General features: G+C 44.7%; 13 protein-coding genes. 4 read left to right on the forward strand and 9 right to left on the reverse strand.

Features of this window, described 5'->3' with window-relative positions; genetic code table 11:
- Positions 1 to 2 precede the first annotated feature (2 nt).
- The 3 genes from JFC10_RS04115 to nfsB all read right to left on the reverse strand — a co-directional run bounded on the left by JFC10_RS04115 (position 3) and on the right by nfsB (position 2,583).
- Positions 3 to 995, reverse strand: coding sequence for an FAD binding domain-containing protein (locus JFC10_RS04115; RefSeq protein ID WP_198331782.1), 993 nt, complete (start codon positions 993 to 995; stop codon positions 3 to 5).
- Positions 992 to 1,630, reverse strand: a complete 639-nt coding sequence (locus tag JFC10_RS04120; protein WP_198331783.1) for a 2Fe-2S iron-sulfur cluster-binding protein — start codon at positions 1,628 to 1,630, stop codon at positions 992 to 994. Before JFC10_RS04120 ends, JFC10_RS04115 begins: the two co-directional genes overlap by 4 nt.
- A gap of 296 nt (positions 1,631 to 1,926) precedes the next feature.
- Positions 1,927 to 2,583 (reverse strand): oxygen-insensitive NAD(P)H nitroreductase, encoded by a 657-nt coding sequence (gene nfsB, locus JFC10_RS04125; RefSeq protein WP_198331784.1) that lies wholly within the window; start codon positions 2,581 to 2,583, stop codon positions 1,927 to 1,929.
- A 220-nt stretch (positions 2,584 to 2,803) separates the two neighbouring features.
- Between nfsB and JFC10_RS04130 the strand changes: the two genes are divergently transcribed.
- Together JFC10_RS04130 and JFC10_RS04135 are read left to right on the forward strand one after the other, a co-directional pair.
- Positions 2,804 to 3,487, forward strand: coding sequence for a DsbA family oxidoreductase (locus JFC10_RS04130; protein WP_198331785.1), 684 nt, complete (start codon positions 2,804 to 2,806; stop codon positions 3,485 to 3,487).
- A gap of 44 nt (positions 3,488 to 3,531) precedes the next feature.
- A complete protein-coding gene (locus JFC10_RS04135) occupies positions 3,532 to 4,227 on the forward strand; it encodes a haloacid dehalogenase type II (RefSeq protein WP_198331794.1) in 696 nt (231 codons plus the stop codon).
- Between the two features lie 107 nt (positions 4,228 to 4,334).
- Here the strand turns inward: JFC10_RS04135 and JFC10_RS04140 are convergent, their stop codons facing one another.
- Positions 4,335 to 5,444: an S-(hydroxymethyl)glutathione dehydrogenase/class III alcohol dehydrogenase gene (locus tag JFC10_RS04140; protein WP_443510131.1), complete on the reverse strand. Its 1,110-nt coding sequence runs from the start codon at positions 5,442 to 5,444 to the stop codon at positions 4,335 to 4,337.
- Positions 5,445 to 5,651: 207 nt separating this feature from the next.
- Between JFC10_RS04140 and JFC10_RS04145 the strand changes: the two genes are divergently transcribed.
- On the forward strand, positions 5,652 to 6,530 hold the full coding sequence (locus JFC10_RS04145; protein ID WP_227685924.1) for a LysR family transcriptional regulator: 879 nt from the start codon (positions 5,652 to 5,654) through the stop codon (positions 6,528 to 6,530).
- Positions 6,531 to 6,547: 17 nt separating this feature from the next.
- Positions 6,548 to 6,745 carry a DUF302 domain-containing protein gene (locus JFC10_RS04150; RefSeq protein WP_265089982.1) on the forward strand — a complete coding sequence of 66 codons (198 nt, stop codon included), beginning with the start codon at positions 6,548 to 6,550 and terminating at the stop codon, positions 6,743 to 6,745.
- 112 nt (positions 6,746 to 6,857) lie between these two features.
- Here the strand turns inward: JFC10_RS04150 and JFC10_RS04155 are convergent, their stop codons facing one another.
- The 5 genes from JFC10_RS04155 to JFC10_RS04175 form a co-directional block, all read right to left on the reverse strand.
- Positions 6,858 to 7,136, reverse strand: a complete 279-nt coding sequence (locus JFC10_RS04155) for a DUF4031 domain-containing protein (protein ID WP_198331795.1) — start codon at positions 7,134 to 7,136, stop codon at positions 6,858 to 6,860.
- Positions 7,137 to 7,203: 67 nt separating this feature from the next.
- Positions 7,204 to 9,513 (reverse strand): transglutaminase family protein, encoded by a 2,310-nt coding sequence (locus JFC10_RS04160; protein WP_227685925.1) that lies wholly within the window; start codon positions 9,511 to 9,513, stop codon positions 7,204 to 7,206.
- Complete coding sequence (locus JFC10_RS04165; RefSeq protein WP_198331797.1) at positions 9,510 to 10,526, reverse strand: hypothetical protein; 1,017 nt, start codon at positions 10,524 to 10,526, stop codon at positions 9,510 to 9,512. Before JFC10_RS04165 ends, JFC10_RS04160 begins: the two co-directional genes overlap by 4 nt.
- 108 nt (positions 10,527 to 10,634) lie before the next feature.
- A complete protein-coding gene (locus tag JFC10_RS04170) occupies positions 10,635 to 11,663 on the reverse strand; it encodes an AAA family ATPase (RefSeq protein WP_227685935.1) in 1,029 nt (342 codons plus the stop codon).
- Between the two features lie 220 nt (positions 11,664 to 11,883).
- Complete coding sequence (locus JFC10_RS04175; RefSeq protein ID WP_198331798.1) at positions 11,884 to 12,345, reverse strand: c-type cytochrome; 462 nt, start codon at positions 12,343 to 12,345, stop codon at positions 11,884 to 11,886.
- Between the last annotated feature and the right edge of the window lie 184 nt (positions 12,346 to 12,529).

Raw genomic sequence — 12,529 nt, forward strand, 5'->3', positions numbered from 1 at the left:
AATTATGCTCCCTTGCCCACTAATGCGCGTTGAATAACTTGTTTGAGTAGACGGCGGGTCAGTGGTATTTTAAAATCATTTTGACCGCTACCTTTAGCATCCTTTAGCAATAAATCCGCTGCTTGTTTAATGACATTTTCGTTGCCATCAGTACCCGTCAGCAATGCCTCAACGGCTTCGTTGCGCCATGGCTCAGTACCAATACCGCCGAATGCTAGGCGCACTGTGTCCAAACGACCATTATCAGTCACGTCTATTACCGCTGCACAGGAGACTAAAGCAAAAGCATAGGACGCGCGATCACGCACTTTGTCATAAGTGTGCATACCGTTGACAGGTGCTGGCAACACAACATGAGTGATAAGCTCACCAGATTCTAAAATGTTTTCGATATGTGGCGTGTCTTTGGGCAAACAATAAAAGTCTTTAATCGCGATTTTACGCGTTGAACCATCTGCTTTTAGTGTCTCAACAGTAGCATCGAGCAAACGCATCGCTACAGCCATATCGGAGGGGTGCTGAGCAATACAGGCATCGCTAGTACCTAAAATTGCCAACGTACGATTTTCACCATTTATAGCTGGGCAACCAGAACCTGAGTTGCGTTTATTGCAGGCACTATCCGTCTGGTAAAAATAGTAGCAACGAGTACGTTGTAATAGATTACCGCCCGTCGTCGCTCTATTGCGCAATTGTCCCGTCGCACCTGCCAAAATCGCCCGTGAGAGTACAGGATAGTGAGCAATCACTTGCGGATGCGCGGCCAAATCACTATTGGTCACTAGCGTACCGATGCGTAGGCCACCATCTGTAGTCTTCTCGATTTGTGCTAATTCTAAGCGAGTGATATCTACCAGCTTGATTGGCGTCTCAATCTCTAGTTTCATTAAGTCTAAAAGGTTGGTACCCCCTGCGATAAATGAGGCATCTATAGAGCTGGCAGAAGTGGCGGCTTGCTCTGGCGCGGTAGCACGGCTGTATTCAAAGCGTTTCATGAGCGACCTCCTGACGTATTATTATGGTTCGTCGTTTGGCTACTTAGCTGCGCTTCACTAGGTGGTGGCGACCAAATACCCGTCACCTCTGATTTTTGTACTGCGTCAGTTTTAGATAAATCATTCATTTCATTTTCTAAAACTTGTGAAATGGCTTTGATAATGTTGGGATAAGCAGAACAGCGGCAAATATTACCACTCATACGCTCAGCGATTTCTTGTACCAACAACCCATCCGGATTTTGCAAATCTGTAGTGACATGACTGGGCCAGTTTTGTTTAATTTCATCGATGAGCGCGGTCGCTGAACAAATTTGCCCAGGCGTACAATATCCACATTGAAACGCGTCATTGTCCTCAAAAGCCTGTTGCAATGCTGATAATGATTCGGGCATGCCAATACCTTCAATCGTGGTAATGTCATCGCCATCGTGCATGATCGCTAGGGTCAAACAAGCGTTAACCCGTCGCCCATTGATAAGTATGGTACAAGCACCGCACTGACCATGGTCACAGCCTTTTTTGGGACCTGTAATTTTGAGGTGTTGACGACAGACATCTAGCAACGTCGTACGCAGATCAAGATTATCGAGCTGATAATTTTGCTTATTGATGGTTAAGGTCAAAGTAGACATGCTGGCTTCCCGCTGGCAAATAAACATAAAAGAATGGTGGTAAACGCCTCTTAAAAGTAGCGCCAATCGATTTATTATGGCTTATCAAAAACGTTGTTTTGTTTTTACTTTGTAGTTATTGCAGTGTAGTTTTTAATCTATGAGACTTTTAACAGTCAATCTACTTTATGTGGGACTGGTTCAATAAACCACACTTGATACGGCCGTTTTTTAGTGTAAAAAACCCCATAAACTCAATGTTTACAGGGCTATTCGACATCTATGCCTGGCTAAACGGATCGGATATACGTAACACGTTAGGCTTTAGTAATAATGCTCGCTTCACTCAATCGAGACTTTGGTAAATTTGCATTAAAGTCATCTTCACTACGATAACCAAGCGCAATGACGGCAACGGCTGTGTAGCCTTTGCTACGTAGGTCAAACTCTTCATCGAGTGCCTTTAGATCAGCGCCTTCCATCGGTACGGCATCAATCCCTAAAGTAGCAGCACCCAGCAATAATGCACCCATATTTAGATACACTTGCTCGACCAGCCAATGCGGCTCGTCTTTTTGCTCATAACGGCGAATGTCCAAAAACATCTTGCGCACTTGATGCATTTGCTCTTTGAGTTTTGGTTCTGCGAAGCGACCATCCGCCTCTTCTTTATCCAATACTTCATGCAAAAATTCATCATCAGCATAGATACGGCTACAGAAAATGATGACGTGGGAGGCATCTTTCACCTTTGCTGTATTGAACTCAAACATCCCCTCCGTACCTTTTGCGATACGTGCCTTGCCAGCCTCATCATCAGCGATCACAAAGTGCCAAGGCTGTATATTGGTGCTTGATGGACTCAATCGTAGGATATCCTTTAAGCTTTGAAAGTCTGCTGCTGATATTTTTTTATTGGCATCAAACTCTTTGGTGCTATAACGCCAGTTCATGGCTTCAGTGATATTTTTCATTTACTACTCCAAGATTTTTATATCGTAACCTTAAGCAAAAACCAGTTTTATGACCGTTACAGATTGGTTAAGTAATCACCTATTTTGTTAATAAGGCACTTATTAAACAGTCACTTAGACGATATTGTAATCGTTCCCTTATTCTCTTAGCATTGATTTATAAGGCGGTCGACCACAGACAGCTTATATAAAAAACAAATCATGAACTAGGCAGATAAATATGGAACATTCAAAACAGTTACCCTCAGAGCAGTTACCCTCAAAGCAACCACTACGCATAGATATCGTCTCAGACGTTGTTTGTCCTTGGTGCGTCATCGGTTACCGCCAGCTTGCTGAAGCCCTTAAACAAACCAACACCGAACATGAGATTCACTGGCATCCGTTTGAGCTTAATCCAAATATGCCAAGCGAAGGACAAAATATGCGTGAACATATCATGGAGAAGTATGGTTCCAGCAAGCAAGAATCTGATGCTAGCCGTGCTCGATTAATGGAAGCCGGTAATGAGGTTGGTTTTACCTTTAACTTTAACGATGACACGCGTATGCACAACACGTTCAACTTGCATCAACTGCTGCACTGGGCAGATCAGCAAGGTCGCATGCATGAATTAAAGCAGGCGTTATTCGTCGCTCATTTTACCAATGGTCGCAATATTTCCGACAATGCCGTGCTTGCCGATATTGCAGCAGAGATTGGACTAGATCGTGATGAGGCGCTAGCCGTGTTAGCAGACCAAAGGTTCGCTAAAGAAGTGCGCGCAGAAGAGCAACATTGGCAACAACAAGGCATTCAAAGCGTGCCAGCGGTAATTTTTAATAAGCGTCATCTGGTTAGTGGTGCGCAAGGCGTGGAGAATTTTAAGAATATCTTGCAGCAGTTGGCTGACATGCCAGACTAGACTTTCTGACAAGGTTTCGTTAGCTATTCATAAAAGGATCTCTTATGTCTTCTGATACATCTGTCCCTATTATCGTGTTTGATGTCAATGAGACGCTACTCGACATTACCACTCTTGAACCATTATTCGCTCGCCTATTTGGCAATAAAATGCTACTAAGAGAATGGTTTGCGCAATTGGTGCTATATTCGCAAACCATGACGTTGTCAGGACTGTACACACCTTTTGGTGAGCTTGGCGTCAGTGCCTTACAGATGACCGCTGATATTTATAACGTCAGGCTGATAGATAGCGATATCGATGAGTTAAAGGAACGCATGAGCGAAATGCCTGCCCACCCTGATGTAGTACCAGCATTAACCAAGCTGCGTGAGGCAGGGTTTCGACTGGTAACGCTGACCAACTCAGCAAGTAGCGCTTCCCCGACCTCGCTTGAAAAGGCAGGCATCAGCCATTTCTTTGAACAGCATTTTAGTGTTGAAACTGTCAGTAAATTCAAGCCTGCGCCTGAGACTTATCAAATGGTCGCTAAGGAGCTGTCTGTTGAACTGTCAGATTTGTGCTTAGTCGCTTGTCATCTTTGGGATACGATTGGCGCTCAAGCAGCTGGCTGCCGAGGGGCGTTTCTCACACGACCGCACAATACTTTATTATCAGCGCCAAACGTTCCAGCGCCGGACTTTGTAGCAGCAGACCTAACCACGCTTGCCGAACAGATAATTTTTTCCGCTCAAAAATAATTGCCAATGCCAAAAAAATGCCGCCCTATATAAGGACGGCATCTTTGTTTTATAGCATTGTTATTTGATAGCGCTAAATTTATAACCAATTTTGTTACGACTAATTTTTAAAAATGAATCACCGTACGAATACTTTCACCTTTATGCATCAAGTCAAATGCTTCGTTGATGTCTTCTAATGGCATGGTATGGGTAATGAAATCTTGTAATGGAATGTCACCCGCTAGGTAACGCTCAACGTAGCCCGGCAATTCGCTGCGACCTTTTACGCCGCCAAATGCTGAACCGCGCCAGACGCGACCAGTCACTAACTGGAATGGGCGGGTAGAGATTTCTTGTCCAGCACCTGCGACACCGATGATAACTGACTCACCCCACCCTTTATGGCAACATTCAAGCGCTGAACGCATGACATCAACATTACCGATACATTCAAATGAATAATCAACGCCGCCATCGGTTAGCTCAACAATGACTTCTTGAATGGGTTTGTCGTAGTCTTTCGGATTGATACAATCCGTTGCACCCAGTTTTTTAGCCAGTTCAAACTTACTTTCATTGATATCAATTGCAATGATACGGCTAGCTTTTGCCATCGCAGCACCGATGACCGCTGACAGTCCAATGCCGCCTAGACCAAAGATAGCGACCGTTGCGCCCTCTTCAACCTTGGCGGTATTCATGACCGCGCCCATACCAGTCGTGACACCACAACCAAGTAAGCAAACTTCTTCTAATGGCGCGTCTTTATTGACCTTAGCCAATGAAATCTCTGGTAAAACGGTATATTCAGAAAAAGTTGAGCAACCCATATAATGATAAATTGGCTCGCCGTCTTTATAAAAACGTGTCGTGCCATCTGGCATCAAACCTTTACCTTGCGTCTCGCGTACTGCTGAGCAAAGATTGGTTTTACCTGAAGTACACATTTTGCAAACGCCGCACTCTGCCGTGTATAACGGAATGACGTGATCGCCGACTTGCACACTGGTCACGCCTTCGCCGACTTGCTCAACGATACCACCGCCTTCATGACCTAGAATCGCTGGGAACACGCCTTCTGGATCTTCACCAGACAAGGTAAATGCATCGGTATGGCAAACGCCGCTTGCCACGATTTTTACCAATACTTCGCCTTTACGTGGCAGCATCACATCCACTTCTTCGATAGATAGTGGCTGGTTTGGCCCCCAAGCGATGGCAGCTTTCGATTTAATAAATTTATCTGACATAACACTCTCTCTCTTTTAATTAGTTTTATCATTGATTAAACGCAGACCAATTTAGCTTATAGTGCTTACTGAGTAGAGGCAAGCCACCGTTGTCGCAATCTATAAAAGGTTTGATGCTTACCATTATAGTCATTTCTGAAATGATAACAATGTGCTATATTTGCAAATATCTTTTACACAGTGGTAATAATCATGCGCTGGGATGGTATTAGCGAGTTTGTTTATGTGGCAGAGTACGAGAGCTTCACACGTGCGGCAAAAGAGTTGGGCATCTCAACCGCGCAAGTCAGTCGGCAGATAAGCGCCTTAGAGAAGCGACTCAATATTAAACTGCTGTATCGCACGACTCGTAAGGTATCACTGACTGAAGAAGGTCGCGTGTTTTATCAGCACTGCCGCGGTGTGCTCGATGGCTTGGATGCGGCTGAACAAGCAGTAAGTAACTTACAATCAAAACCCCAAGGTAGAATCAAACTGACCGCTCCTGTCACCTATGGCGAGCAGCAATTATTGCCGCTGGTCAATGACTTCATGGTGCAATATAGTGATATCGAAGTGACGGCTTTTTTGAGCAATCAAAAAATTGATTTGGTTGATGGCGGCTATGATTTAGCGATTCGTATTGGTAAATTAAGCGACTCAACCATGATGGCAAAAAAACTTAGCCATCGTACCAATTTCGTCTGTGCCGCGCCTGCTTATCTCAAAAAACATGGCACACCCCATTCTTTGAGCGAGTTGAGTCAACATAACTGCTTACTTGGTACGCGTGATTATTGGCATTTTATAGATTCTAAAAAAGATGCTGATAAAGAAAAAAACATGCGCGTGTCTGGCACTGTGCAATATAACAGCGGTCACAGCCTAGTTGATGCCGCTCTAAAAGGTTTAGGTATTGTGCAGCTACCTGATTATTATGTGCAAAAATACTTAGCATCAGGTGCGCTGGTTAGCTTATTAGATAACTACAGAGAGCCTGAAGAAAGTATCTGGGCCATATATCCGCACAATCGTCATTTATCGCCAAAGATTAGATTGCTGGTAGATTATCTAGCAGAGTGCTTGGCTTAGTGATCCGTTAAATCGTGATGAATTGCGAGCAAAGCGTCGCCATCGACTTACCACAAAAAATCCTCATCAGTGAAGACGCCGATAAAAAGGTCTGGTTGTCTTACAACAATCCTGAATATCTAAAAGAGCGTCATAATATAAAAGGTTGCGATACTGAGATAGATAATATCGCAAAAGCCCTTAATGGCGTTAGTAAAGCAGCAGTTGCGAAATAATCTTTAGGTGCAAACCTGAATAAACAAAAAGGTGAATAGCAAAAGCATAATCCACCTTTTTTATATCCTTAAAAGATTAACTTATTAACAATCCTCAGAAAATGCTACTTGCTCATATAACTCTGTTTTGATCATGTAGCTCTATTTTTAACTTCTTCGCACACTCGATAATCTTTTTTCGACCAGCAGGTATAGCGCCATATTCAATCGCCGTTTCTCGCATTTGTACCGTGACGTCATAGTGCGGATAACTGGCATTACGGTGAAATAAGCGCTTATCCACTTCAATCAGTGCGGCAAAATCATGCAGCTCTTGCAATGTATCAGCCAGCATATGGCACCATTTATAGCCTTTAAATTCTATCTGCATAAAATCTACGTATATCGCCATAGAGCGGCCTCCTTTATTATCTTTAATCTCTTACCATGTGCTAAACAACGCTTTCACAAAATAGCCATCAAAATAATTCACTCGCATCTTTCTTTAGCTGTTTGAGTACAGTTTGATATTCGCTATTGCTGATTTCAAGTGTGCTTAGACGTCCATAACGCAGTTGACGATAGTCCTGCCTCATCTGCATGATTTTTGCTTGGACAATATCTGAATGGCCACTATCTGTTAGCTTACAAGCTTTACTGCTATCAGTGCTACGTGAAACATTTACATCGCTATTTGCATCACTATTGATATCATTGGCTCGATCATTAACAGCCCTAGCCAAGCGCTCAAGCCAAGCCAACTGTCCTTCACTTTCATCACGAGCAAGTGATTTATCCGCTTTACCAATACGTTTTGATAGCTGTGCAAGCGGCAGGTCTGCTGGATGCCAGCGCTTGCGGCGGCGTTGCCAAATGACAAAGACTAAAATAGTCATGACGGTAATAGCACTTGCTGTCAACCAAATAATTTGCTGCATTACTGAGCGGATGTTAAACCATTTGAGCAGCGAGTCAGCTTGTTTGTCCTGATCGTAACCGACGACGTCTTTTTGCCAATAATAACTGGCTTGATCTGAGAGGCGGCGTAAGGTTTGTAGCATTTGATACTGCTGATAGCTGATTTGTGCGCTAGTGCCATCACCGAACATTGCCGCTCCTCGTGCCTGCGTCAGCGCATCCATCCCTTGCTCGACACGCTCAGGTGCAACAAAAGCAGTCGGATCGACACGTACCCAGCCTTGACCCTCAAGCCAAACCTCCGTCCAAGCGTGCGCATCCTTTTGCCGCACTTCCCACACATTGCCACCGCGGCTCAGCTCACCACCTTGATAGCCTGCGACGACGCGTGCGGGTATGCCCGCAGCGCGCAGCATAAAGGTAAAACTGGAAGAATAATGCTCACAAAACCCCGCTTTAGTCTCAAATAAAAACTCGTCAATACGGTTATTATTCAGCCGTGGCGGTGATAGTGTATAACGAAATTCTGTTTGGTTAATCCAGCGTTCAATAGCCGCCATATAGCGTACAGGATCTGATCCTGATTGCGCAAATAACTGCTGTGCCAGTGCTCGTGCTTGCGGATTTCCGTCATCTGGCAAGGCAAGATTCAGACGCCGCAACTCATCTGAAAGAACAGGGTCAATACGCATCGGTGCAAATTGAAATACTTCATAGCGTAACTGCTGAGTGACGGGCTGATCTTTTAATAAGGTAAAGTTTGAAGTAATACTGACATCTTGGCGCTGGGCAAAAGGATAATCAAGTCCAAATAGCCAGTTTTGCTGCGTTGGCTCTAGGATAATCTCATAGCTGGTAGGGGCAACTTTTACTTCATCAGGGACAGTTGCAAAGGCATTCTCAATCCAAGATGGCATTTGCGGTGCAGGCCGCCATTGTTGTTGCTGAGGGCTAGGACGCCAAGTAATTCCATCAAAGTCGCTAAAAACCAAACCGCGCCAATACAACTGCTGTTGCGGCGGGCGATTCTCTGTAAACTCTACCCGAAACGCCAGCTCAGTCGATTGTCCCAAATTGGCAAAATCACCGGGCGACATACTGTCGGAAACGCCAGTGGTTGCTTGCTGACCTGATAGCTGCACTGACCATAATGGTGGCAAACGCGGGAAGAACAAAAATAGCACGACTAATAATGGTAATGCCCCAATAGCCAGCACACCTAAAGTACGCAAGCGACCATCACCGCGAGTGTTGCCATCATCATTGAGCGCAATAAATGCCAATAATATGATAACCGCACCCACAATCACTTCTAAAGTCGTAACCAGACCTTGATCCATCAAAAACAGCGCGGCAAGGACAAACAGTGATAAATTTAAGACCACATAAGCATCACGCCGCTTATACATCTCCCACAGCTTGCTGATGAGACAGAGCACTAAAAATGCCACGCCCATATCCAGTCCAAACGCCGTATTGTAAGTCAGCCATAGACCTGCCAAACCCAATAAAAAGCCGAGCATTTGCATGCCTTGATAGACACGTTTTAAATGCGCTATTTTTTTAAACTTAGCTTTTATAGGCGGCAGCTGTGCGGCGATGCTGACCACCGCAAAACCTATCAACCAAAACGGCAAATGCGCAGCATGAGGTAAGATAATGACAACTTGAGCAATTAGTACCCAATAATAAGCAGGCAAGGCGAATAGCTTACGATACCATTTGGCAGCGCTATCCTGTAGAGAACGATCAGTGACGTTTTGACCCAGTGCCAACTGCTCAAAGCTTGTGGGACTTGTTTCAGGGAAACCTATAAATGTGTTTTCAGCTTCCTTTGTAGGGAATTTTTTAGAGTTGCTCCTATTAGTCATTGTGCTTTCGCCAACCTTAACAAGCACGCTTGTGCAAAACTATCGCCTTCACCCATTGGTGCAGCTAAATGCGTGTCATTTGGTAAGCGCATATGAAATGTCACGCCCAGTTCACCTAATTTCATCACCCCATACGTCAGTTGTGCGAGTTTTTGCTCATGATGTGCTGCTGGCATATCCGCATAATCTAACGTTTGCTCATGACCCACAGGATCCGCAAAGTGCTTGGTAAACATACCCTGACCTCGTGCCACATGCCCCCAAGAGACACGCGCAAGTGACTCACCTTCGATATAATTATCTAGCCGCTCAAAGTCATCCTGTCCTTGTCGATACTGCCCACCTGTTGGTAGATCCTCCAAGCTTGCAACTGAATACTGTACTTGCCAGTCAAATACTTCAGGTTTCGGATATACCCAAGCCTTACGCGCAAAATAGACATAAGACCAAGCACGCATGATTCCTAAAGGATAAACCGTTTTAATTTTTAGCCTTGGTAATTCAAATTGACCACGGTTGTAGGTCTGGACAGGGAGTCGGATAATCTGCTCACCTTGTAACTTCGTGATGAGCATGGCGCTGTACCCATTCGTACTACTTTTACCCTTTTGGTCAGCTGATTGCTCAAATTCAAACAATAACTGCCGTCTTGGTTGACGACTCTCACTGTTCAGTTGCAGTGTAACCAAGGCAGGAGTACCTGCCTCTGTCATAGTTACTTCTAGCAAACGCACTTGTAGACCTGATATGTGCGCAAAAGTGACATGAAAGCTAATCAACCAGACGCTGACAAGATAAAAACACAAGCCAAGCACCAAGTTGTTGCCATAGTTGATACCCGCAATAAAAGTAATCACTAATAGCACGGCAAACAGCAGGCCTTCACGACTAAAAAAAATATAGACATTACGTAGATTGAGGGCAGCACTGTCATTTTTGGGTGCACGTGAGGCAAACCAACGGCTAAGTGCTGACTTGATTGGTACGGTTAAGGCCTTTGGTAAAAAGCTCATGACTACCCTATTCTTGCCATGTAATTGACTATGTGATTAGTATTCGGATAATAGGTTCGAAGATGGTGCCATGTATCGAATCACGGTTTGAACTGCGGACATGGACTGCTAAACGATGACCGGCACTTCTGCTAATATACGTTGTGCGATGGTCTGCGTCGCTTGCCCACCAGTCACATGAGCTGGGACAAAACGCTGACCGAGACGATGATCCGTGACCGCGGCAAACACCGCTTGAATATCCTCAGGTGTCACTTCCATATGCCCCGATACGTACGCATAAGCCTGCGCGGCACGCTGTAGCGACAACACACCACGCGGTGATAAGCCATGATACTCGGAGCTTGCTCGTGTCTTTGCGACCAATCTCTGTAGATAATCTAAGACCACATCCGCAACATAAACTTGTTTAACACCTTGTTGCGCTAATAAGACCGCCTCGGTATCAAGCACCGTATCTAGTCTTTTTAGTAGCTCGCGGCGATCCTGACCTTTTAATAGCTCGCGCTCTGCGTTAGGTGACGGATAGCCGAGCGACAAGCATAGTAAGAATCTATCCAGCTGCGATTCAGGGAGCGGATAGACACCTGCTTGCTGTAGAGGATTTTGGGTCGCAATGACAAAAAACGGCTGCGGCAAAGGATAGGTTTGCCCATCTTGGGTGACTTGCCGTTCTTCCATCGCTTCTAGTAACGCGCTTTGCGTCTTTGGGCTAGAGCGATTAATTTCATCAGCGAGTAGCAGCTGAGTAAAAATAGGCCCAGGGCGAAACTCAAACTGCTGTTTACTTTGATCATAAATACTCATACCTAAGATATCTGCTGGCAGCATATCATTGGTGAACTGTACACGACTAAAGCTCAAGCCTAATAATTGCGCCAAGCCTTGCGCCAACGTCGTCTTTCCCATACCCGGTAGATCTTGCAGCAACAGATGTCCACCTGCCAAAACCCCACTAAGCGCAAGCTTAACCACTTGCGGCTTATCTAGCACAATGTGATTTAACGGCGTTATGAGCTGGGCAATTTTCTGCTGATTGTGACGATAGTCAGCAGCGCTAAAGGTCGACGTATTAATCACCTCTGCTGCTGATTGATGTGGTGTTGTAATGGCTCTATCGATAGCTGCGTGGGTCATAGTCAATTATTGGCTCATTTTTTATGGGATTAATGTTTCTAGGGCGTGTTCTTATTTTGAAAATGGTGATAAAAATGAGATAAATGGCAGCCAAACAAAAGAATAGCGCAGATAATATCAAGATATTAACCAACCGTTTGACGTGGTTTGGCAAGATTTAACCGTTTTTAGCCCATTTAGTCGCTTTCGTTTAGATTGAGGACACGCCATAGATTGGCTATTATTTTGAGTCATCTTCAGCTATCGGTGCGGCGGCACGAAGCGTTGACAGATAAGCGATTACATCCGCGCGTTCTTGGGCATCGGGCATCGGGTTTGACAGCATTTTTGAATCTAGCATGGCTGTTTCCGCATCCGCAATATAAGGGTCGAGTGTTTGCGCATCCCATACCCAACCTGATGTTTTTAACCCGTCACTATAGGTGTAATCTTCTAGCTCAGCGGCTGGCGCACCGTATATATTCATCAGCTGCGGACCTTTTTTATTGAGACCCGCATTCAGCTGATGACATTGACCACAAGCATCTTGATAAATGATCGCACCATTATCAGCATCACCTTCCGTATAGAGCGGCAATGTCACAGGAGCACGATGATCAGGTGGAGTACGTTCCCCGCAAGCACTGAGCAATAAAATAGCAGCAAATATACTGCTTATTTGATATTTATTAATGATAGGCATTTTCGGCAATCTTTGGTTGGGGAATGTCAGCTATAGGTGAACAGTACAAATAATGAAGTCAGGGTCAAACACATGCAAAGTGGAACCCTCTTCACATCTAAACAGCTGCTTGTAAAAACATAACGTTATTTATTAGGATATATCGAGCCAATAAACAACGCTTATAGGACAGTTTGAGTAATGC

This window comes from Psychrobacter aquimaris, from assembly GCF_016107525.1.
Classification (GTDB): Bacteria; Pseudomonadota; Gammaproteobacteria; order Pseudomonadales; family Moraxellaceae; genus Psychrobacter; species Psychrobacter aquimaris.